Below are 20642 nucleotides of genomic sequence, written 5' to 3' on the forward strand. Positions count from 1 at the left end.
AATCACTGCCGCCATGGCAGATTGGCAGCATATTTACCAGTCAAGGCATCTGCCGTCTTCGTGCTTAAATATTTAAGTGCTTGTTATTAAACAATAAAAATCACATTTCCCCTCTTGGCATGGCGTGTGCTAACTGCATAGTCATGACCAATTCCGACAAACGATTGCGGCGCCATCTGCTAATAGCAGTGCTAATCAAGCTGATGGTGCTGACAGTGCTTTGGTGGCTGTTCATCCGAGATTCGCGCGTTAGCGTCGACTCGAACACCATCGGCGACAGGTTCGGCGTACCTACCTCGACTCAAGGGGCAAGCAAGTGATTTCAGAACATCTGGTGGATTTGTCACGGCTGCAGTTTGCAGCCACCGCGCTGTACCACTTTCTCTTTGTACCTCTCACCGTTGGCATGGTGTGGCTGCTGGTCATTATGGAAAGCGTCTATGTGATGACGGGTAATGTCATCTGGAAAGATATGACGCGTTTCTGGGGCAAGCTGTTCGGTATCAACTTCGCCCTGGGCGTGACCACGGGTATCACACTCGAGTTTCAGTTCGGTACCAACTGGGCGTATTACTCGCATTACGTCGGCGACATCTTCGGTGCCCCACTGGCGATCGAGGGCATGATGGCGTTCTTCCTCGAATCAACAATGATTGGCCTGTTCTTCTTCGGTTGGGACCGATTAAAAAAGGAGCACCATTTTCTGGTCACGCTGCTGATGGCCATTGGTACCAACCTTTCAGCGCTGTGGATCCTGATTGCCAATGGCTGGATGCAAAATCCGGTGGGTTCTGAATTCAGCTATCTCACCATGCGCATGGAAATGGTCGACTTCTGGGCTGTGGTTTTCAATCCAGTAGCACAGGCCAAGTTTGTGCACACCGTCTCGGCCGGTTACGTCACCGGTTCGATGTTTGTGCTGTCGATTTCGAGTTGGTATTTGCTCAAGAATCGAGATGTCGAGTTTGCAAAGCGAAGCTTTCGGGTTGCGGCAGCCTTTGGCTTGGCGTCAGTGCTGAGTGTCATCGTCTTGGGTGACGAGTCTGGCTACACGGTGGGCGAGGCCCAGCAGACCAAAATGGCAGCCATGGAGGCCATGTGGGAAACGAAACCTGCACCCGCCGGCCTGACATTGGTGGCCAGCATCAACGAAGCCGAATCGAAGAATAACTGGGAAGTTGAAGTGCCGTGGCTGATGGGCCTGATCGGCACCCGGTCAGTCAGCAAGCAAATTCCTGGTATCCATGAGATCAAGGAGAAAAACCGGGCCCGTATCCTGCGCGGCATTACCGCAGTCAATGCGCTGGAAACGTTGCGCAAGCATCGCGGTGATCCCGCTGCGCTACAGGTGTTCGAAGAATATAAGGCAGACCTCGGTTTCGGCCTGCTGCTTAAAAAGTATGTCGAGGATGTCAATCAGGCCACACCGGCCATCATAGATAAAGCCGTCAACGATACCGTGCCACGTGTGACACCTATGTTTTGGGCATTTCGGATCATGGTAAGTCTCGGCTTTGCGATGCTGCTGCTCTTTGGGCTGGCGTTCTGGAGCACATTGAAGTCGACTTGCACACGACGCCGCTGGTTATTGCGTTTGGCTCTCTGCATGCTGCCTGCGCCTTGGATCTCCTGCGAACTTGGCTGGTTCGTGGCCGAATACGGCCGTCAGCCCTGGACTATCTATGGTGTGCTGCCAACCCACATGAGCGTATCCACGCTCGGCGTCAACAACCTGTACGGCTCGCTAGCAGGATTCATCGTCTTCTACACCGCGCTGTTGGTGGTTGAGATGTTCTTGATGGTCAAGTTCGCACGTCAAGGTCCAGGCAGTCTCGGAACTGGCCGTTATGCCTACGACGCTAATTTGAAGGAAAGCCACCATGCTTGATTATTTCACCCTGAAAATTATCTGGTGGGCGCTGGTCGGCGTACTGCTAATCGGTTTCGCAATCATGGACGGCCACGATATGGGGGTCGGCACCTTGCTGCCTTTCGTTGGCCGCAATGATATGGAGCGGCGCGTCGTTATAAACACCGTCGGTCCTCATTGGGATGGGAATCAGGTCTGGTTCATCACCGCTGGCGGCGCATTGTTCGCAGCATGGCCTGTGGTCTATGCGACGGCGTTCAGCGGATTCTACTGGGCGATGATCCTGGTTCTCTGGGCGTTGTTCTTCCGCCCGGTGGGCTTCGATTATCGCAGCAAGATCCACAATCCAACCTGGCGCAGCACTTGGGATTGGGGACTTTTTGTGGGGGGGACAGTTCCTCCACTGGTGTTCGGGATCGCGTTCGGCAACTTGCTGCAAGGCGTACCGTTCCAGTTCAATGACTATCTGGTGTCAACCTACACAGGCAGCTTCTGGCAGTTGCTAAATCCCTTCGCACTACTGACGGGCGTCGTCAGCAGCGCAATGATAACTCTGCAGGGCGGAAGCTATCTGGCACACCGCACTGAAGGTGTCATCCAGTCCAGAGCCATCAAGGGCTCGGTTGGGGCGGCAATCGTGTTGGTGTGCTCGTTCGTAATCGCCGGGATCTGGCTGCAATCGATTGATGGCTATCGCATTACGTCGGTGATTGACACCGCTGGACTACCCGACATCCTCGGCAAGTCTGTAGTGCGCGAAGCAGGTGCCTGGATGGCAAATTACAGCCGTTACCCTTTGCTGTGGCTGTTGCCTGCGATGGGATTGGCTGGCGCGGCGGGCGCGGCCATGTTGCTGATGGCGCGCCGTACACTCTCAGCATTTGTGGCGTCATCGCTTGCTGTTGTCAGTGTCATCGGCACTGCGGGTGTATCGATGTTTCCGTTCATTATGCCGTCGTCGTCAATGCCGGCTGCGAGCCTGACAGTTTGGGACAGCGTTTCAAGCCATCTTAGCCTTGCCATCATGTTCTGGGCCGCGCTGATCTTCATGCCGCTGATTGTTCTTTATACCTCATGGGCGTACCGCGTCATGCGGGGCAAGGTGACCATCGCGCATATCAAAGCCAACGACCATTCAGCCTACTAGTGCCAGCAAAGGAGTAAAAATTATGTGGTATTTCGCCTGGATGCTGGGGGTCGGCTTTGCATTGTTGCTGGCTATATTGAATGCGATGTGGGGCGAGAACGAAGCTGGCCGAGCCATGATCGACAGTGACGAGGCAGAGTCATGATGGCCCGCGTCGCTAACGCCTCGCCGACCTCACGCATACATTTGCTGAGTTTGGTTATCGCTGTGGCGATCATGCTCGCTTGCACGCTATATCCCCCACTGATAGCAGCCCCCGATGGGAAAGCTGACCATGCTCTCGCTACCGCGCTGTTCGCAGCCATGAGCGTTGCCTTTGTGAAAGGTGTGGGTTTTGTTCCGCGCATGCCCGTCTGGCGTTGGCTGTTTTCAGGCTGGACCTGTCTTGCGGCGCTTGCGCTCGCCAGTTGGATGAAGTTCCTACATTGAGTGCTGATGACATGACTGAACTATTGAGCGCCCAGCACAAGAACAATGCCAGTGCTTATCTCCAGTTAGGGGGTGAGGCGGGTATCCATGCACTGGTCGACCGGTTTTACGAACTGATGGAGGTGCTATCCGAGGCACGAAGAGTGCGCGGGATGCACCCGCCGAGTCTCACCGGCAGCGCGGACAGTCTATTTAAGTTCCTGAGTGGCTGGCTTGGCGGCCCGCCACTATTTCAACAGGAGCGTGGTCACCCGCGTTTGCGTATGCGACACGCGCCCTTTGCGGTCAGTATTGTCGAGCGCGACGAATGGATGCTGTGCATGCGCCAGGCGATCAACGAGCAGGTGGATGACTCAGCCCTGAATGCGAAGCTGCAACGTATGTTTTCAGAAATGGCCGACCACATGATTAACACCGATGTGAGCAGTACAGGTGTTGCGGCGTCGGGCTGAACGTCCGGCGTGCCGAAATCCGCGCCTCCGAAGGTTTCGATACAATGGATGGGTACCACTCGACCAAGTCGTTGTAATTCTTTAGGCGTCTTGCTTGTAACAGATTGAATAACCCTCCCGTGCAGTCCCGTGCGTAGAGGGTTATCCAATATGGTTATGCTAAGCAAGAAAACATTGACTTCTCCCAACTGGAATCTTCCAAAACATCATGATTAAAACTGCCCATGATCTGGTAGCCGACGCTAAAGCACGTATCGAAGAAGTGGCCATCGAAGACGTTGATCAGGCTATCCAGGATGCGGATGTACTTATCGATGTGCGTGAAGCTGACGAGTATGCTGCCGGCCATCTCGCTGGCGCGATACACGCGTCGCGCGGCATGCTGGAGTTCAAACTGACCAACGATTCCAAGCTCAGTTCGCGGGACCTTAAGATTGTGCTGTACTGCAAAACGAGCGGTCGTGCAGCGCTCGCCGCCGCATCGCTGCATGACATGGGCTACCTGCATGTCAAATCAATCACAGGTGGATTCGACGCCTGGGTTAGTGCAGAAAAGCCGATCGTGGGTCCACATTTACCCATCTTCGAGTAGCACCTTGGGTTCTATGGACGATCCAGTAAGATTCTGTGTGCAGCACGTCTGGCTCGAAGGTGGATCGTCCATTGATGGGGAAGGGCGCAATGCCCTCAGCGGGTAGGCGTGGCGACAAAACGCTGTATTTATCGCGGTGCTGCCAGACATTGGTCCATCGAACTGGCTGGGTAGCAGGACCTGCCCAGTACTAACGGGTAGACGTTAAAAAAGCGGCAGCGGTAAGTAACGTTATGCCCGAATATAGAACCAACCTTCTGATTGCATTTTGACAAGCTCAGAAACGGCACCTTGCGCCAACACTCTCAGTGGCGCCGACACGCAACGATCAAGATTTTTCAGCGTGTTTGGACATACCCAGGTTATCGCGTCCGTTTCACTATTTGGATCATCAAGGGTCGCCGCAACAGCCTTTGAATTGACTATGATCCTGACGTTTGCCTGAGGAGCATCTTTCAATAGGTTCACTGCATTGTTGCGGGCGCGTGCCAAAGCATCGGGAGTCGGAGCATGCAGCACAACATGAAGGTTATCGATTTCGCTGAGATCCATTATTCAAGGCCTTCAAGGTCGATTAATGTGGTGGATAACGCCTCTTTTCAGAGGCGTCAACGGGATATAGTGAGTGCTGCATGACATTTTTCAATAGAAAGCTGTATGGGGCCATGCGCCCAAAGCAGGGGTGAGCATCGAAATCTAAATGGCGATCGGGTTGGAAACTACTTTGTCCCCTGACCTATCAAGACGCCATCTACTTTCTGGCCATAAAGATTAACCCCATCATTGGCATGAAATTTCACCCTCGTTTGCTCGATCGAACCGTCGATGATCCTTGGGTCTTGGGGGCGCTCGTGACTATTCATATAGGCTGCAACATGCCAAGCCTCCTCTGTGGAAAGTGTTCCACCCTTGCCCAGAGGCATATTCGCTTTGATGAAGCCGGCAGCAGTATTGATTCGATGCATCCCAGCTCCCCAGTTGAACGAGTCCTTGCCCCATAATGGCGGGAGTACGTAGTCCGAGCTAGCCTTCTGTCCTTGGCCTTCATCGCCGTGACATAGGGCGCATTGCTCAACATAAATTGTTTTGCCCTTAGCTAAATCGAAACCTCCAGCGGGCTGGGGAATCTCGGGATAGGAGCGTCCCGGTAGCTCTTTGCCGGTGGGCGCTCCAGTCGCCAGCCAGTATGAGTATGCCGTCAACGCTGCTATCACCGCGTTGTCAGCTGGAGGCGGTTTACCATTCATGCTGAACTGAAAGCACCCTTGTAGACGCTCAGCATACGTATTGACCTTGTCGTTCTTTTTTCGATAAGCCGGGTACATCGTGTAAGCAGCCCAAAGGGGCGCCGAGTTGGCTTTTCGACCCTGCTCAAGATGGCAATTTGTACAGTTCAATCCGTTACCGACGAACTCAGGCGCATTCGCTTTAGTGTCGACAAATATCGCATGGCCTTGCAGCACCAAGCGACCGTAAGCATTATCGGGCAGAGTATCCTCGGCTGGGGGCACAAAGGACGGTGCTGATTTTTGAGTGCCGTCGAGGATGTTGGCCTCAGAAGTCGAGACCACCGTTTCTGCTGCGTAAGTTGACGACATTATGCTGAGGCTGATGAATGCTGTAATTGTTAACTTCATGATCCGGCCTCTATTTACTGAGTTCAGCAAAATATTTTGACACTGCTTCAACCTCGTCATCGGTCAATGAGCGAGCGATATGGCCCATGAGGTCATTCGGATCATTGTTTCGGGTACCCTGTCGCCAGGCATTGAGTTGTGAGGTCAGGTACTGCGTTGACTGGCCTGATAGCGGAGGGACGAGGCCTCCTACCCCGACGCCACTGGGACCATGACAAGCCACGCACTCAGGGATATTTCTGTCCCAAGCGCCTCTCAAGGCAAGGACCTCGCCAGATCCTTGTGCTGTGTGCGCGCGATTTACGTGTGTAACTTCCGGGCTTGGCATTTTGGCTAGCATGGCGGCGATGACTTTTGATTCGTCATGGCTCAATGCTTTGGCAATTGGATACATGATGGCATTTGCCCTGGATCCAGAGCTGAAATCCGAAATCTGCTTTGCCAAATATTCAGCAGGTAGGCCCGCTAGCCTTGGGAAACCTGGCGCAGGCATCCCAAGGCCGTCTGCGCCATGGCAGGCTGAACAGGCGATGACTCCAGGGTGAGAGCCACCTCGGGTAAATATTTCTTGCGCGTCCGCAGCAAACCCTGGGCTAACGAGCATGCTGCCCAGACCAACTAATGCCCATCGAGAAATTTCCATCAGTAGCCTCATTATTATTGGCTTTTCATCAGGTGCCTCTTTTCCATGCCCATCCATCGTAGCGAGTAGAGCAGAAATAATCCCTTGGTCCCTGTATCAACAGCGAATTGTTCGCAGCCCCGGCATTCACCCAATATTCCAAGGGCCGGTGCGCATTTTTGAGTTCGTAGACAGTCAGAGAGCCTAGAAAGCATCGCGGTTTAGGCGTTCTCGATGGCCCCTCACCGCGGTGGCAGGCATGCATCACCTACGGTTAGCCAGGGTGTCCGTCACGCCTAAATGGGGGCATGGGCAGCGAAGTGCGCAGCCGCTGTTACACCACGCGCCGGGATGAGCGGGTGCCATTAGGTTCTGCCCAGCCTTTGCGCGATAATGCGCAGCCAGCCAGTCAAGGCGTTCCGAGATTTGAGCCTACCCATGTCCGAGCCCGTTTTTTCTCCCGCGCAGAGCCAAGCAAGCACCCTGTACCTGCCAGCAGGGCCATGGGCAACGGTTCTCGATTGTCTGTGCGCGCATTTTTCCGCCATTAGCCGGGAGCAATGGCTGGACCGAATAGCCAGGGGACGGGTTCTGGATGCGGAGGGTGTGGCCATAGCTGTCGAGTTGCCTTACCGGGAAGGCTTGCGTGTCCACTACTTTCGCGAGGTTCCGAACGAAACGCCGATACCGGTGCTAGAGACGATCCTGTATGCGGACGAGCATCTGGTGGTGGCGGACAAACCGCATTTTTTACCGGTCACTCCTGCCGGTGAGTACGTCGAGCAGACCTTGCTCCGACGCTTGATCCGTCGTCTGGATAATCCGGACCTGGTACCACTGCACCGAATTGACCGGCACACGGCAGGCTTGGTGTTGTTCTCGGCAAACAAGGAGAGTCGTTCGGCGTATCAGTCGCTGTTTCCTACGCGTCAGATCGACAAGCGCTATGAGGCCATTGCCCGTGCGTTGCCCGAAGTGCAATTCCCTCGTGTGCATAAAAGCCGGCTGGTCGCGGGCGAACCCTTCTTTCGGATGCAGGAAGGGCCAGGTATCAGCAACACAGAAACGCGCATCGAAGTCAGTGAACGCAATGGCGAATATTGGCGGTACGGCTTGTACCCCGTGACGGGCAAAAAACACCAGTTAAGGGTGCACATGGCGGCTCTGGGCGCGGCGATCTGCAATGATCCGTTTTATCCTGACGTGCTCAAAGATGCGGTGGATGACTATACTCAGCCGCTGAAGCTGTTAGCTCAGGGTCTGCGTTTCATTGACCCGCTGTCCGGGGAAGACAGGCAATTCGAGACGCAACTGGCGCTCGACTGGTAGGTTGTTTCTCGCGATGGATGAATGTGCTCCGCATACAAAAAACCCGCGCAGGGCGGGCTTTTGAACAAAATCGCAAGCGATGTTGTGAAGGATCAGAGATCCTTAACCGTACTCACCTGGTCTTTGTTGACGCGAGTTTCTTTGCCATCAAGCTGTTTGAATTCGTAGAAACCCGATTCTTCATCATACTTGGGCGTATCAACAGCCTGGATTTCGCGCCCGTCGTTGAGAGTGATGACTGTGGGCGAAGCACAGCCGGCGAGACTTGCGAGGCTCAGAGCCAGCAGGAAGGCGGCGGGTAAGGTCCGTTGAGTCATGGTGTGTCTCCGTCAGGGAATGCTTTGATTATTGAGGTTGAGACGTATACATCATCCGCAAGTTCCATGGACAGTAGTGGCTTGTCGCAATCGCTGACTCAGATCAACGAAGGGTGAGTGAAAAGGGGGCTGTGATATAACAACAGGCTGTTCCCCCTCTCTTTGGATTGAGCCTATGAAAGCGAAGGCTGAAACACCTTTCGTGCCATTGAATATTGCCGTATTGACCGTCAGCGACACCCGTACCTTTGAAACCGATACGTCTGGGCAAGTCTTCGTTGACCGCTTGACCGCCGCAGGTCATAGCCTGATCGAGCGCGTGCTGCTCAAGGACGATCTGTACAAAATCCGTGCTCAGGTTGCCACCTGGATTGCCGACGATGACGTGCAGGTTGTACTGATCACTGGCGGCACAGGTTTTACCGGTCGCGACAGTACACCTGAAGCGGTGATCTGCTTGCTGGACAAGCAGGTCGATGGGTTTGGTGAGCTGTTCCGGCAGATTTCCGTGGCGGATATTGGTACCTCTACCGTGCAGTCCCGCGCGCTGGCGGGTATGGCCAACGGCACATTGGTCTGCTGCCTGCCGGGTTCGACCAATGCCTGTCGTACCGGTTGGGACGGTATTCTTGCCGAACAGCTGGATTCACGTCACCGTCCGTGTAACTTCGTCGCCCACCTCAAGCAGGCCGAGCCCTGCGAAACCCGCGGATAAACTGATATGAGCCGCACTAAAGCGCGATCGTTGATGCCTGTAGAAGTGGCGCTGGCGCGCTTGTTGGAGATGGCCGAGGCGACGCCGATCCTTGAGCGTGAGCGGGTCGTACTGGCCGATGCGCAAGGTCGGGTTCTGGCCGAGGAGTTGATTGCAACCCTGGATCTGCCGCCTTGGCCCAATAGCGCCATGGACGGTTACGCCTTGTGTCTGGCGGACTGGAAGGGTGAGCCAATGGAGGTCAGTCAGCGCATATTTGCCGGGCAAGCGCCCGAACCATTGACGCCTGGAACCTGTGCCCGGATCTTCACCGGCGCGCCCGTGCCGGCGGGCGCCGATTGCGTAGAAATGCAGGAAAACGCCGAGGTACTCGTCGATCAGCGGGTGCGCTTCATTGAGCCGATGAGAGTCGGGCAAAACATTCGTCCCCAGGGCCAGGAAACAACGATTGGCGAGCAAGTATTGGCCGTCGGTACGCGTATGGGGCCCATTGAACTGGGCCTGACAGCATCGTTGGGCCTGGCCGGGCTTAATGTCGTGCGGCGCGTGCGTGTTGCTGTGTTGTCCACCGGCGATGAGTTGATCGAGCCGGGCCAACCGCTGGGCCCTGGGCAGATTTACAACAGCAATCGGGTGTTGCTGTGCAGTTGGTTACAGCGGTTGGGCTGCGAGGTGTACGACGCCGGGATTTTGCCAGACGATCTGGAAAAAACCCGTAACGCGTTGGGCGCTCTGGGGCACGTCGATTTAATTCTTTCCACCGGTGGTGTATCGGTGGGCGAGGCAGATTTTCTCGGACATGCCCTGCGCGAGGACGGCGAGTTGTCATTGTGGAAGCTGGCGATCAAGCCTGGGAAGCCGCTGACGTTTGGCCATTTTCGTGGTGTGCCGGTGATTGGTTTGCCGGGCAATCCAGCCTCTACTCTGGTGACCTTCGCATTACTCGCCCGGCCCTATCTGTTGCGCCGTCAGGGCGTCGCCGATGTCGCGCCGCTGCAGTTTCCGGTGCCTGCCGGTTTCACCTGGAACAAGGCCGGAGACCGCCGCGAATATCTGCGCGGGCGATTCGAACAAGGCCGCGCCGTGCTCTACAGCAACCAGAGCTCGGGCGTCCTGCGCAGCGCAGCGTGGGCCGAAGGCCTGATTGAAGTGCGCGAAGGGACCACGGTCGCCGAAGGTGACTGGCTGAACTTCATTCCTTTAAGTGAGGTGCTGGGCTAACGACCGGACTCATGTGGTGGGTGCGGTTATAAACCTGGCGCTTACATCTCAACGTCGATCCAATCGTTTTGGTCGCCGTGGCTTATGGCCGCCCGGTGATCGAGCCGGGGCCGTTATTTGGACGGCGTTGATTCAGGCGTTCGTTATCGTAATAGGCGGTCTTGCGCCGCGTGATTAAATACGCTGTCCTGAATGCGGGTGCGCAAGGCTGGAATATTGCCCAATGGTCCTTTCAGAACAATCAGCGCGTCCCGCAGGGCCATGAGGTTTTCCAGGCCAAAAGCCTTGGTTGTGTGGGGGGCAGCGACAGGTAGCGACAGGTCGATAGCAGTCGCAGTGTTCGGGTTCATATAGATCAGCTCTTATAGTTATTCAGTGGAGGTGGTATTTGTTAGTTGCCAGGCGCAATGCTGCAAACGAATTTTTACAGTTTCGGGTGTCGGGGTAAATAGCTTGGCGGGGTGAATGTTGCGGAAAATCGTGTAGGGTATTTCTACAGTTTTAAATTTTATGTAGGAAGTTTATATATGGCCGCTGAAACTATCCTGAATATAGATGGGTTTGTCTAACAATCGAGCAAGTCCGAAGAGAAGGCTCCTTCAGGCTTGTTCGATGGGGTGTGTTCCAGGTTTGATTAGCTGAGTTGAGCGCCTGAATATTGTCAGTCTTTGGCGGACTCTTCCTCCAGACGGTCGGCTTCAAACAATTGCTCCAGTTCCGTTCTCGCTTCTCGGGCGGTTTGCAGGACTTTGGCGTCATCGTCATACACCAAATGTTGGGCATTCAGCACTTGTTCATCGTGACGCTTGAAACGACTGACCCGGGCATCGGCCTGAGCCTGGCTCAGACCCAGCCCCACCAACGTACGCCTGCTCATCTCCAGGCTGGAGTAGAACGTTTCACGTACCGCCTGAGCACCTACGTCCATCAGCCGGTGCACATGTTGACGGTTGCGTGCCCGGGCGATGATTTTTATGTGCGGATAAAGCTTGCGCACCAACTCGGCAGTCTTGATGTTGGTGTCCGGGTCATCAGTGGCGATGATGAAAAACTCTGCCTGATCAACCTTGGCCGCACGCAAAATTTCCGGGCGTAGTGGATTGCCGTAGAACACCGGCAGATGGCCGGAGCTGCGGGAAAACTCAATGGACTCCACGGCGTTATCCAATGCCACGAAGGAGATTTTTTGTGCCCGCAGAATCCGCGCAACGATTTGCCCCATACGGCCCATACCCGCGATGACCACCCTGGGCGAATCGCTGGCGATATCGCGGTACTCGTCCGGCACGATCTGCGGCGTGACTTTGGGTTTGAGCAGTCGCGAAATCAGGAGTAACAGCAGCGGCGTCATGGCCATGGACAGGGTGATGGTCAGCACCAGAATGTCGTACAGCCGCGCTTCGAACAGCCCTTGGTCGCGGCCGATCTTGAACACCACGAAGGCAAATTCACCACCCGCTGCCAGCACGACGCCCAAGCGCAAGGCGCTGTGCTGGTCCAGGCCGCCGACCAGACGGCCGATGCCAAACAGCAAGGGCAGTTTGATTAGAATCAGCAGCACTGTCAGCCCCAGCACGGTCAGCGGTGCGCTGGCCAGCAGGCCAATATTGGTACCCATGCCGACGCTGATAAAAAACAGCCCGAGCAGCAATCCTTTGAAGGGCTCGATTTGTGATTCCAGTTCGTGGCGATATTCGGAGTCAGCCAATAGCAGGCCTGCCAGAAACGCCCCCATGGCCATCGATAGCCCCGCCAGGTCCATCAGCCAGGCTGTGCCGATCACCACCAACAATGCAGTCGCGGTCGAGACTTCCTGTAGACCGGTCTTGGCTACGATCCGAAATACCGGGCGCAGCAGATAGCGCCCGCCGATCACCACAATAGCGATGCTGCCCACCACCCGTAGACCATGAGTCAGGTGGTCTGAGGTGCTGGCGTTATGATCCACCCCCGCTAGAAACGGCACCATGGCAATCAATGGGATCGCGGCGATGTCCTGGAACAACAATACGGCGAAGGCCAGCCGTCCGTGTGGACTGTTAAGCTCCTTGCGCTCGGCCAGACTTTGCAGGCCGAAGGCGGTGGACGACAGTGCTAAACCCAGCCCCAACACAACCGCACTGTTAAACGACTGATCGAAGGCGAGCAGGGCGACGCTGCCGATAGCCACCCCGGTGAGCAGTACTTGGGCAAGCCCAACACCAAACACGGCCTTGCGCATCACCCACAAACGTCGCGGCGACAACTCGAGGCCGATGATGAACAACAGCAGCACCACGCCCAATTCGGAAATATGGCTGACACTTTGCGGGTTGCCGATCAGGCCCAGCACTGAAGGGCCGATGATCACCCCGGCAAACAGATACCCGAGCACTGCGCCTAGTTGCAGGCGCTTGGCCAAGGGTACGGTCAATACTGCGGCCAGCAGAAATACGACTGCGGCCTGCAGTAGATTGCCTTCGTTGGGCATAGTGAACTCCTTGATGTATCGCTGTTCGATCACTGCTAAAGCGCGAGAGCGGAAGCTTGGCGGCAACCGTCTTGAATAGGGCGGCATTAAAACATGTGATGTTTATCTCATTGGCGTTCATTTTGTTCTGATCAGGGTCACAGGATCAGTGTCGAAGCCTCTATCGGGTAACCCGGCGGCCAGTACCGGGGATTTGTATGCCAGGCTGCCGTCTGCGAGTCATCAGCGGTACCATGGGCCCGGAGTTGCGCAGAGCAAATGATTTCTACAGGTATTCAGGAAGCCGTAATGACTAACAAACAGCGTTTGACGTATTCGATTCTGATCGCCCTGGTGGTGCTTGGGATCATGTTGGGCTTGTCACACTTGCAGAACATCGGCGTGATCACCGAGAAGACCTTTCAGTACATTGCCATCTCGGTCGCGGTGTTGGTGGTGATCATCAACGGGTTCATGCGGCGCAAGGTCAAGCCCTGATGACAAGGTGACGCTCAGGCTTGCTCAATCCCTGCTTGAGCAAGCGTGCGGGATCAATGAAGAACGCCATTACCTCCCTCAAAAAAAATATACCGGAGCTTAAAATGTCTGCATCCAGCGATACCGCGGCCCACGTCGAGACGCAAAACATTTCTTTTCCTGAGTTGGTCGAGTTGCTGCGTCAGGTCTTCCTGCGCAACGGCACCTCGCCGGAAGTGGCAAGTGTGTTGGCTGAAAACTGTGCCAGCGCTGAGCGTGACGGTTCCCATAGTCACGGAATTTTCAGAATTCCCGGTTACCTTTCGTCCCTGGCCAGCGGCTGGGTCGACGGCAAAGCGGTGCCAAAAGTCGAGGATGTCGGCGCGGCATTTATTAGGGTCGATGCGGCTAACGGCTTCGCTCAACCGGCATTGGCGGCTGCCAGACCGTTGCTGGTAGAGAAAGCCAAGAGCGCGGGGATTGCCATTCTGGCGATTCGCAGCTCGCACCATTTCGCGGCGCTGTGGCCCGATGTCGAGCCGTTCGCTCGTGAGGGGCTGGTGGCGTTGAGCGTGGTCAACAGCATGACGTGCGTGGTGCCCCATGGTGCACAGCGACCGCTTTTCGGCACCAATCCAATTGCATTTGCCGCACCCAGGGCGGGTGGTGACCCGATTGTGTTCGATCTGGCCACCAGTGCTATTGCCAACGGTGACGTGCAGATCGCTGCTCGCAAGGGCGCGATGTTGCCGCCGGGCATGGGTGTGGACCGCGCCGGGCTGCCGACCGAGGATCCCAAGGCGATCCTTGATGGTGGTGCGTTGCTGCCCTTTGGTGGCTATAAGGGCTCAGCCTTGTCGATGATGGTCGAATTGCTCGCCGCAGGGCTCACGGGCGGTAATTTTTCGTTCGAGTTCGACTGGTCAAAGCATCCCGGTGCACAGACCCCCTGGACGGGTCAGTTGTTTATCGTCATTGATCCGAACAAGGGTTCCGGGCAGAACTTTGCCGAGCGCAGTGAGGAACTGGTCCGGCGGATGCATGACGTCGGTCAGGAGCGCATGCCCGGTGACCGCCGCTACCTGCAGCGCGCCAAGGCGCTGGTCCATGGCATCGATATTCCCGTGGCTGAACTGGCGCGATTGCGAGAGTTGGCCGGGGTATAGGGTTAAACCCTAAACCTGCAGCAGGCTTGCTTGTAGAGGCTCGCGTCAGATACACCGCGCGAGTCCATTATCAGGCGAGTCTGTTATGGGCACCGAATAAAGTCCGGCTCTAGTTGCAGGCCTGCAGGATGATGGTTACCGCAGAGGAAGGGGTATCAGCGACCGTTGGTGTCATCTTGAATGGCTGTAACTTTTGTAGTCTTGACACGTAGATATGAAGAGCAACTCTTTTTTTCTAAAGTCTGTAATGCCCTCATTTAGAGCCAGTATCTAGCGGGCCACTTCACGACAAATACGCCCCGTTAACGCGTAGCGATCAGCGTTGTTCAATCCCCGATCTGACCCCTCGAAACCCCGGTTATAAAGGGGCGCAGCCCCAATGGGCGTGACGATTACCCTTGTTGTCAGGAACCATGGTGTGGCGCTGCCAAGCGTCCGCGAGGAATGAGTTCGTGCAGACATCCTCATGGAAAGGTTAACGATTTAGGGATTTATATATTCCAAAAGAAGATAAAAAAATAATAATTCATTCTTATAAAGAATAAATAAAATCCTTTAAATTGCCGCCACTCAACGCCGCAACTGCTCTAGGACGGCCGTTAGCCCTGAATTAGCACTGCCGATCGGAGACAACGATGCGCAATAAAACTTACCTCACGCTGGTCATGGCCCTTGGTGTCGCACAGCAAGCGCATGCCGCTGGTTTCATTGAGGACAGCAAAGCCTCACTTGACCTGCGTAACTTTTACTTCAACCAAGACACGCGTAATGCAAAGGCACCTTCTGACCGTGAGTGGGGCCAGGGCTTCATTCTTAATTACCAGTCAGGTTTCACTCAGGGACCGATAGGGGTTGGTTTGGATGTGCTGGGCTTGTATGGCCTGCGGTTAGACGCCGCAGGGCGCGTGGGTAAGAAGGAAGAGGATCACACCCCGGGAAGTGTATTTCCTTTGGACAGCAACGGAGAAGCGGTTAATGATTATGGCCGGCTGGGGGCCACCGCTAAGTTTCGTGTTTCCCAGACTCAGCTAAAGGTCGGCACGTTGCTCCCGAAACTGCCTGTTTTGACGTACAACGACGGCCGCTTATTGCCGGAAACCTTTGAGGGGTGGCAAGTAGAATCAAAAGAGTTTGAGCATTTAAACTTTATCGTGGGTGATATAAAACAGGTGGCTGATCGTAACTCCTCAAATACCCAGGGGATGTCGATTGCGGGCGCAAACAACCCGGACACCGGGAAATTCAGTAATCAGTTCTATTACGGTGGGGTTGATTATCAAGCCACTCCGCAATTGCAACTGCAATACTACTATGGCGGCTTGAAAGATTTTTATCAGCAGCACTTTCTTGGGTTGGTTCACCAGTGGCAACTGCCCGTCGGTCAGCTGAAAACAGACTTGCGTTATTTCTATAGCACCTCAGACGGTGAAAATGCCAGCGCTTCGGGCCGTGATCAAGGTTATGTCAGTGCGGGCTATTATGGTCAAGGTATTGGCAAGGGCGAAGTAGATAACCGTCTATGGAGCAGCCTGTTCACGTATAGCCTGCAAGGCCACTCTATCAGTGTTGGCTATCAGCAAACGAGCGGGCGTAGTGACTTCCCTCATATTAACCAGGACCAGGGTCGCTCTCCTTACTTGATCACCAATTCGCAGGTTCTGCGCTTCGTCAATGCAGGCGAAGACACGACAATGGCCGCGTATGCCTACGACTTTTCAACCCTCGGCTTACCGGGTTATACCTACTGGAATGGTCAGCATATTCAAGCGCTCAACAAGCAGAATAGCGAATGGGAGCATGACTTCCGTATCGACTATGTGATCCCTCAAGGTAGCCTCAAGGGACTGGGTTTTACGTGGCGCAGTGCGGTGCTTCGAGGCAACGATGTGGCCGACAAAGACGAAAACCGCTTTATCGTCAGCTACAGCATTCCTTTTATATAAGGCATTGTCTTCGGCTTCGACGCCGCCTTGTCCAGCCACTTCGACAGGACAAGGCGGGCTCGTGCTAAATTCGCAGGACTGTTCAAAAAACGTCAACAATTGACGAGGGCCATGATGGATCAGGTCAAGGCGATGAAAATCTTCGTGCGTATCTATGAGCGCAGCAGCTTCACGTTGGCTGCTGAAGACTTGACCCTGCCGCGTGCGACGCTGACCCACAGCCTCAACCAACTGGAAGCCTGGCTCGGCACGCGCTTGCTGGAGCGCAGCACGCGCAGGGTCAAACCTACCCTTGACGGTGAGGCCTACTACGCGCGATGCATCCATTTACTGGCGGAACTGGAAGATGCCGAACATGCGTTCCGCAGCGTCGCGCCCAAAGGCATGCTGCGGATCAACCTGCACGGCACGTTGGCCAGGTACTTCGTGGTGCCAGCCTTGCCGGACTTCATGGCGCGTTATCCTGATATTCAACTGACCCTGAGCGAAGCTGATCGATTGGTGGACCTGGTTCAGGAGGGCGTGGATTGCGTGGTGCGGGCCGGCAACCTCAGCGATTCATCGTTGGTCGGCCGTCGTATCGCGATGCTGGAGCAGGTGACCTGTGCAAGCCCGGCGTACCTGCGCAAATACGGGGTGCCGAAACAGGTGAGGGACCTTGCGACTCACACGGGCGTGAACTATGTCTCCAGAACCACCGGCAAACCTTACCCCTTCGAGTTTATGGTTGATGGGCAATGCCAGGAGGTCCTGCTCGAGGGTCGCGTCGCGGTGTTTGGCGCTGAAATCTACGCCGCGTCGGCGGTTGCCGGCATTGGCATCATTCAGGTGCCGCGCTATCGGGTTGCTCAGCAACTGTCCGAAGATGTGTTGCGTGAAGTGTTGCCTCAATGCCCGCCGCCACCGATGCCCGTGTCGGTCCTGTATCCGCACAACCGCCACATGTCCCCGCGAGTTAGGGTGTTCGTCGATTGGGTGAGCGAGTGTTTTGCCGAGGCGGCGCGGGGGCTCGCCCGGCATGGGTATGACCAGTAGCTCCAGGGGTGAATGCACTGCATCGTGTCACAGGCGCCGTAACTCGCCATGAACCTGTGCAAACGACGGCCTTGCCAGTACGTCGGGATGCGTGCATCGGCTTTTCAGGTTAAGTAGCCACTCGGCAGGTGCTGGATCGCAACGCGTCAGCAATTCACCCAGCAGGATCCCGAAAGCCCTGACTTCAACGCGTTCCAGTGCCTGTGCTTGAGCGGTGTTGGCTGTCGGATAAAACGACGCTGCGCCAAAATCGCCGAGCAGGCAATCGCCGTCCTCGTCCCACAAGATATTGTGCCCGTACAGGTCGCCATGGCAGATACCGCCTGCATGCAGATGCTCGGCAACCGAGGCGATGCCGCAGGCCAGGCGCAGGGCGACGTCCAGCGAAAACCGGGTGCCTGAGGCATAGATGTCTCGGGTGCAGGAGTCCAGGCTGGGCGGGCCAGCGAGGTTGCTGAAGCTGGGGGCGATCAATTGCATCACCAGACCAACCTGTGCCTGTGGGTGTTCAGCGATCTGCCCCTGGACTTCGATCAGCTGTGGGTGAGCCCCCGCAGCAATGCAGGCAGACATTTCGTTGAGCGGGGAGCCGTCACTGGTGATGCTGCCCTTGTAGAGCTTGATCGCCACAGGCGTGGATTGGTTCTCCTGACGTTGCCACAGGGCTTGTTGGATCACCCCGGAAGCGCCTTCGCCCAGTTGCTGTTGTACCTGCAGATGCTCCCACGGGATCTGGCGGATGGGCGTTTCAGCGGGACTTACGGTCAGCGGGTTTCCGGCGTAGGCCAGCCAGGCAAGCGTGGGCAGTTTCAACAACCAGTCGGGCAATTCAGTCAGGCGGTTGGCCGCAATACGCACCAGTTCAAGTTGCGTGCAGGTCGCCAGACTCTCAGGCAACTTCTGCAAGCGATTACCCGCCAGCATCAATTTTTGCAAGGCACTGCAGGCGCCAAGTGCGTCGGGCAGGGCCTCAATGCAGTTGTCCGTCAGGATTAGCCAGCGCAACAAGGGCGGCAGTGCCTGAGCAGGAACGTAGCGGATCTGATTGGCCTTGAACCCGACGATTTGCAACTGCAGGCACTGACCTATACTGGCTGGCAGCTCGGTGAACCTGTTTTCCGAGCAGAACAACACGCGCAGGTGTTTCAGACGGTGCAGATCTTCCGGCAGGCGGCTCAACGCATTGCCGGTCAGATTGAGCACCTCCAGCGAGTCCGCGAGGTCGAAAATTTCCGCAGGAAACTCGGTCAGCCCGCAGGACAGATCAAGCCGTGTGATGCCCGCAAGCTTGCCAGCGCGCAGACGCTCAAGGGTATGAGTTTGATTGTCGATCGTCATCATTAATCCTGCCGCGCGAGGCAGATGTCGATTAATCGATGCATGCGTTCCAGGCTCGGTGGTGCTTCCGCGTAGAGGATGCGATACACCATTGGCGCAACGATGGCGTCCATCAATTCTTCGGCCGGTGGAGCAGTCTCACCTCGGGCGAGCGCGCGCCCGATGATGATTTGTAATTGGTCACGAACGATGGCAGAGCATTTTCCAGAGCAGGTTGCCGCGCTACTGGCCACGACGTCACGCATCAGTTCCCGCCCCGGGGCTGAACTCATTTCGTCCAGGTATTGCTCGGTCCACGTTTGCAGGTCTTCGCGCAGGTTGCCGCAATTGACCGGGATGTCCGGACGCAAACGTTCCACCGCTGCGTCTGCAAGCAGCGTGGTCAGGTCACCCCAGCGTCGGTAAATGGTTGAGGGCGTGACACCAGCACGGGCAGCAATCAGTGGGACGCTGAGGGCTGCACGATCGTGCTCGAGCAACAGGTCACGGATAGCCGCGTGGATCGATTCTTGAACACGGGCGCTGCGGCCTCCCGTGCGAATACCTTCTTTAATAGCCATGCGGCAGACCTTAACACAAAGAATTTGCTTTAAGCGGGATCGCGTTGCACACTCGAAAAAGCTAAATTATTGCTTTAACGGTTTGCTTTATCGGAGAGTGTACTCATGTCTCATCCTTTGCAGAACCCGGACCCGACCGTTCGTAGTCGTGGAGCACTGGGGTTTCTTGCCGTCACGGTGTTGTGCTTTTTTGCTGCGTCCAGCGCGCCCACCCCTCTTTATCACCTGTATCAGCAAAGCTTGGGCTTCTCGTCGGCGATACTGACCCTGATTTTTGCAGTGTATGCCCTGAGTTTACTGGGGGCCTTGTTGTTGGTCGGCTCATTGTCCGACTACTTGGGCAGACGCCCGGTCATTTTTGCCGCGCTGGTGCTTGAGATTTTGTCGATGGTATTGTTTATCGCCGCCACCGATGTGACCTGGCTAATCATTGCACGGGTGCTGCAAGGTTTCGCCACGGGCATGGCTGCCAGCGCATTGGGCGCTGCCTTGCTTGATTGTGATCAGACACAGGGGCCGTTGATCAACAGTGTCGCACCGATGCTGGGCATGGCCGCGGGCGCGCTGGGCACCAGTGTTCTGGTGACGTTCGCGCCCTTGCCGCTGTTGATGGCGTTTGTCGTGCTATTGATCGCTTTTGTGTTGCAGGCTCTGTACCTGTGGCGTCTGCCGGAAACGGTCAGCCCACAACCGGGTGTCTGGGCGTCGCTAAAGCTTTCGTTGCACGTACCACCTCAGGCGAGACGCACGCTGTGGCTGGTGCTGCCAGTGGATATAGCGGCTTGGGCGTTGGGCGGATTCTATCTGTCGCTGAGCCCATCATTATTAACCGCAGCAACCGGCTCGACGTCGGTTCTCAATGGCGGGCTGGCCGTGGCGGCATTAACCCTAAGTGGCGCGGTGGCGATTCTGAACCTGCGCAAACGTACACCCCGCCTGGCCTTGTTCGTGGGTGCCAGCTTTATGGGCGTAGGCGTCGCGGTGATTCTGGCGGCCGTCAACAGCGGTTGGCTATGGCTGTTTTTCGTAGGGACGGTGGTTGCCGGGTGCGGGTTCGGCGCCGGGTTCCTTGGGGCCATGCGCTTATTATTGCCACTGGCTCACGCCCATGAACGCGCCGGGCTGATGTCGACATTTTATGTGCTCAGTTACCTGGCATTTTGTGTACCTGCATTGGTTGCCGGGCTCTCGGCACACAGCTTCGGGCTGATCGCGACCACCAACGTCTATGGCCTGGTGGTCATCGCCTTGGCATTGCTGGCTCTCCTGGGTGTGCTGACCCAGCGTTCTGCCAATGCCCGTGCGATGGCTCAGGGCTAAAGCGGCCGACAAAAGTCGTAGCT

Annotated in this window: 23 protein-coding genes; 15 read left to right on the forward strand and 8 right to left on the reverse strand. The window is 55.9% G+C overall.

What is annotated here, in order from left to right; all coding sequences use genetic code 11:
• The first annotated feature begins 143 nt into the window (after nt 1–143).
• The 7 genes from cydP to ACVBEG_RS09900 all read left to right on the forward strand — a co-directional run bounded on the left by cydP (nt 144) and on the right by ACVBEG_RS09900 (nt 4490).
• The gene (cydP, locus tag ACVBEG_RS09870; protein WP_322165175.1) at nt 144–320 is read left to right on the forward strand and encodes a cytochrome oxidase putative small subunit CydP; all 177 of its coding nucleotides are present in this window, start codon (nt 144–146) and stop codon (nt 318–320) included.
• Nucleotides 317–1888 (forward strand): cytochrome ubiquinol oxidase subunit I, encoded by a 1572-nt coding sequence (locus ACVBEG_RS09875; protein WP_322179443.1) that lies wholly within the window; start codon nt 317–319, stop codon nt 1886–1888. The genes cydP and ACVBEG_RS09875 overlap by 4 nt, the downstream gene beginning before the upstream one ends.
• On the forward strand, nt 1881–3017 hold the full coding sequence (gene cydB, locus ACVBEG_RS09880; RefSeq protein ID WP_322179442.1) for a cytochrome d ubiquinol oxidase subunit II: 1137 nt from the start codon (nt 1881–1883) through the stop codon (nt 3015–3017). Before ACVBEG_RS09875 ends, cydB begins: the two co-directional genes overlap by 8 nt.
• A 22-nt stretch (nt 3018–3039) precedes the next feature.
• On the forward strand, nt 3040–3162 hold the full coding sequence (cydX, locus tag ACVBEG_RS09885) for a cytochrome bd-I oxidase subunit CydX (protein ID WP_322179441.1): 123 nt from the start codon (nt 3040–3042) through the stop codon (nt 3160–3162).
• The gene (locus tag ACVBEG_RS09890) at nt 3159–3446 is read left to right on the forward strand and encodes a cyd operon YbgE family protein (RefSeq protein WP_322179440.1); all 288 of its coding nucleotides are present in this window, start codon (nt 3159–3161) and stop codon (nt 3444–3446) included. Before cydX ends, ACVBEG_RS09890 begins: the two co-directional genes overlap by 4 nt.
• Nucleotides 3447–3457: 11 nt before the next feature.
• Entirely contained in the window at nt 3458–3898 is a 441-nt protein-coding gene (locus ACVBEG_RS09895) for a group II truncated hemoglobin (protein ID WP_322179439.1), read from the forward strand.
• Between the two features lie 211 nt (nt 3899–4109).
• Nucleotides 4110–4490: a rhodanese-like domain-containing protein gene (locus ACVBEG_RS09900; protein ID WP_322182706.1), complete on the forward strand. Its 381-nt coding sequence runs from the start codon at nt 4110–4112 to the stop codon at nt 4488–4490.
• A gap of 231 nt (nt 4491–4721) precedes the next feature.
• On the opposite strand, the gene ACVBEG_RS09905 is transcribed toward ACVBEG_RS09900, so the two are convergent.
• The 3 genes from ACVBEG_RS09905 to ACVBEG_RS09915 form a co-directional block, all read right to left on the reverse strand.
• Nucleotides 4722–5042, reverse strand: a complete 321-nt coding sequence (locus ACVBEG_RS09905) for a DsrE family protein (protein ID WP_322179438.1) — start codon at nt 5040–5042, stop codon at nt 4722–4724.
• Nucleotides 5043–5209: 167 nt separating this feature from the next.
• Nucleotides 5210–6127, reverse strand: a complete 918-nt coding sequence (locus tag ACVBEG_RS09910) for a c-type cytochrome (RefSeq protein WP_447107638.1) — start codon at nt 6125–6127, stop codon at nt 5210–5212.
• Nucleotides 6128–6137: 10 nt separating this feature from the next.
• Nucleotides 6138–6770 (reverse strand): c-type cytochrome, encoded by a 633-nt coding sequence (locus tag ACVBEG_RS09915; RefSeq protein WP_322215979.1) that lies wholly within the window; start codon nt 6768–6770, stop codon nt 6138–6140.
• Nucleotides 6771–7187: 417 nt separating this feature from the next.
• On the opposite strand from ACVBEG_RS09915, the gene ACVBEG_RS09920 reads away from it, so the two are divergent.
• The gene (locus ACVBEG_RS09920; RefSeq protein WP_447107639.1) at nt 7188–8078 is read left to right on the forward strand and encodes a pseudouridine synthase; all 891 of its coding nucleotides are present in this window, start codon (nt 7188–7190) and stop codon (nt 8076–8078) included.
• 92 nt (nt 8079–8170) lie between these two features.
• Here the strand turns inward: ACVBEG_RS09920 and ACVBEG_RS09925 are convergent, their stop codons facing one another.
• A complete protein-coding gene (locus tag ACVBEG_RS09925) occupies nt 8171–8395 on the reverse strand; it encodes a YgdI/YgdR family lipoprotein (protein WP_322179434.1) in 225 nt (74 codons plus the stop codon).
• Between the two features lie 175 nt (nt 8396–8570).
• Between ACVBEG_RS09925 and moaB the strand changes: the two genes are divergently transcribed.
• The gene (gene moaB / locus ACVBEG_RS09930) at nt 8571–9110 is read left to right on the forward strand and encodes a molybdenum cofactor biosynthesis protein B (RefSeq protein ID WP_322179433.1); all 540 of its coding nucleotides are present in this window, start codon (nt 8571–8573) and stop codon (nt 9108–9110) included.
• A 6-nt stretch (nt 9111–9116) separates the two neighbouring features.
• A complete protein-coding gene (locus ACVBEG_RS09935; RefSeq protein WP_322179432.1) occupies nt 9117–10331 on the forward strand; it encodes a molybdopterin molybdotransferase MoeA in 1215 nt (404 codons plus the stop codon).
• Between the two features lie 143 nt (nt 10332–10474).
• Here the strand turns inward: ACVBEG_RS09935 and ACVBEG_RS09940 are convergent, their stop codons facing one another.
• Together ACVBEG_RS09940 and ACVBEG_RS09945 are read right to left on the reverse strand one after the other, a co-directional pair.
• Nucleotides 10475–10681 (reverse strand): hypothetical protein, encoded by a 207-nt coding sequence (locus ACVBEG_RS09940; protein WP_322179431.1) that lies wholly within the window; start codon nt 10679–10681, stop codon nt 10475–10477.
• Between the two features lie 311 nt (nt 10682–10992).
• The gene (locus ACVBEG_RS09945) at nt 10993–12801 is read right to left on the reverse strand and encodes a monovalent cation:proton antiporter-2 (CPA2) family protein (protein ID WP_322179430.1); all 1809 of its coding nucleotides are present in this window, start codon (nt 12799–12801) and stop codon (nt 10993–10995) included.
• A gap of 288 nt (nt 12802–13089) precedes the next feature.
• Between ACVBEG_RS09945 and ACVBEG_RS09950 the strand changes: the two genes are divergently transcribed.
• The 4 genes from ACVBEG_RS09950 (at nt 13090) to ACVBEG_RS09965 (ending at nt 17401) form a co-directional block, all read left to right on the forward strand.
• Nucleotides 13090–13278 carry a hypothetical protein gene (locus ACVBEG_RS09950; RefSeq protein WP_219060186.1) on the forward strand — a complete coding sequence of 63 codons (189 nt, stop codon included), beginning with the start codon at nt 13090–13092 and terminating at the stop codon, nt 13276–13278.
• A 104-nt stretch (nt 13279–13382) separates the two neighbouring features.
• Nucleotides 13383–14423 carry an Ldh family oxidoreductase gene (locus tag ACVBEG_RS09955; protein WP_447107640.1) on the forward strand — a complete coding sequence of 347 codons (1041 nt, stop codon included), beginning with the start codon at nt 13383–13385 and terminating at the stop codon, nt 14421–14423.
• Between the two features lie 635 nt (nt 14424–15058).
• Nucleotides 15059–16366 (forward strand): OprD family porin, encoded by a 1308-nt coding sequence (locus ACVBEG_RS09960; RefSeq protein ID WP_447107641.1) that lies wholly within the window; start codon nt 15059–15061, stop codon nt 16364–16366.
• 114 nt (nt 16367–16480) lie between these two features.
• Nucleotides 16481–17401, forward strand: a complete 921-nt coding sequence (locus ACVBEG_RS09965; protein ID WP_322179427.1) for a LysR family transcriptional regulator — start codon at nt 16481–16483, stop codon at nt 17399–17401.
• Between the two features lie 27 nt (nt 17402–17428).
• On the opposite strand, the gene ACVBEG_RS09970 is transcribed toward ACVBEG_RS09965, so the two are convergent.
• Nucleotides 17429–18739 (reverse strand): leucine-rich repeat-containing protein kinase family protein, encoded by a 1311-nt coding sequence (locus ACVBEG_RS09970; RefSeq protein ID WP_322179426.1) that lies wholly within the window; start codon nt 18737–18739, stop codon nt 17429–17431.
• 2 nt (nt 18740–18741) lie between these two features.
• Entirely contained in the window at nt 18742–19299 is a 558-nt protein-coding gene (locus tag ACVBEG_RS09975; RefSeq protein WP_322179425.1) for a TetR/AcrR family transcriptional regulator, read from the reverse strand.
• A 105-nt stretch (nt 19300–19404) separates the two neighbouring features.
• Here ACVBEG_RS09975 and ACVBEG_RS09980 point away from each other — a divergent pair, with 105 nt between their 5' ends.
• Entirely contained in the window at nt 19405–20619 is a 1215-nt protein-coding gene (locus ACVBEG_RS09980; protein ID WP_322179424.1) for an MFS transporter, read from the forward strand.
• Nucleotides 20620–20642: the final 23 nt, after the last annotated feature.

The sequence above is a fragment of the Pseudomonas sp. GG8 genome (assembly GCF_052976945.1).

Coding starts and splice junctions, on each gene's coding strand:
- ACVBEG_RS09895 (WP_322179439.1), top strand. CDS start 3,458: ATGACTGAACTATTGAGCGCCCAGCACAAGAACAATGCCAGTGCTTAT.
- cydX (WP_322179441.1), top strand. CDS start 3,040: ATGTGGTATTTCGCCTGGATGCTGGGGGTCGGCTTTGCATTGTTGCTG.
- ACVBEG_RS09925 (WP_322179434.1), bottom strand. CDS start 8,395: ATGACTCAACGGACCTTACCCGCCGCCTTCCTGCTGGCTCTGAGCCTC.
- ACVBEG_RS09965 (WP_322179427.1), top strand. CDS start 16,481: ATGGATCAGGTCAAGGCGATGAAAATCTTCGTGCGTATCTATGAGCGC.
- ACVBEG_RS09940 (WP_322179431.1), bottom strand. CDS start 10,681: ATGAACCCGAACACTGCGACTGCTATCGACCTGTCGCTACCTGTCGCT.
- ACVBEG_RS09950 (WP_219060186.1), top strand. CDS start 13,090: ATGACTAACAAACAGCGTTTGACGTATTCGATTCTGATCGCCCTGGTG.
- ACVBEG_RS09890 (WP_322179440.1), top strand. CDS start 3,159: ATGATGGCCCGCGTCGCTAACGCCTCGCCGACCTCACGCATACATTTG.
- moaB (WP_322179433.1), top strand. CDS start 8,571: ATGAAAGCGAAGGCTGAAACACCTTTCGTGCCATTGAATATTGCCGTA.
- ACVBEG_RS09980 (WP_322179424.1), top strand. CDS start 19,405: ATGTCTCATCCTTTGCAGAACCCGGACCCGACCGTTCGTAGTCGTGGA.
- ACVBEG_RS09910 (WP_447107638.1), bottom strand. CDS start 6,127: ATGAAGTTAACAATTACAGCATTCATCAGCCTCAGCATAATGTCGTCA.
- ACVBEG_RS09915 (WP_322215979.1), bottom strand. CDS start 6,770: ATGGAAATTTCTCGATGGGCATTAGTTGGTCTGGGCAGCATGCTCGTT.
- ACVBEG_RS09920 (WP_447107639.1), top strand. CDS start 7,188: ATGTCCGAGCCCGTTTTTTCTCCCGCGCAGAGCCAAGCAAGCACCCTG.
- ACVBEG_RS09960 (WP_447107641.1), top strand. CDS start 15,059: ATGCGCAATAAAACTTACCTCACGCTGGTCATGGCCCTTGGTGTCGCA.
- ACVBEG_RS09945 (WP_322179430.1), bottom strand. CDS start 12,801: ATGCCCAACGAAGGCAATCTACTGCAGGCCGCAGTCGTATTTCTGCTG.
- cydB (WP_322179442.1), top strand. CDS start 1,881: ATGCTTGATTATTTCACCCTGAAAATTATCTGGTGGGCGCTGGTCGGC.
- cydP (WP_322165175.1), top strand. CDS start 144: ATGACCAATTCCGACAAACGATTGCGGCGCCATCTGCTAATAGCAGTG.
- ACVBEG_RS09955 (WP_447107640.1), top strand. CDS start 13,383: ATGTCTGCATCCAGCGATACCGCGGCCCACGTCGAGACGCAAAACATT.
- ACVBEG_RS09975 (WP_322179425.1), bottom strand. CDS start 19,299: ATGGCTATTAAAGAAGGTATTCGCACGGGAGGCCGCAGCGCCCGTGTT.
- ACVBEG_RS09970 (WP_322179426.1), bottom strand. CDS start 18,739: ATGACGATCGACAATCAAACTCATACCCTTGAGCGTCTGCGCGCTGGC.
- ACVBEG_RS09935 (WP_322179432.1), top strand. CDS start 9,117: ATGAGCCGCACTAAAGCGCGATCGTTGATGCCTGTAGAAGTGGCGCTG.
- ACVBEG_RS09905 (WP_322179438.1), bottom strand. CDS start 5,042: ATGGATCTCAGCGAAATCGATAACCTTCATGTTGTGCTGCATGCTCCG.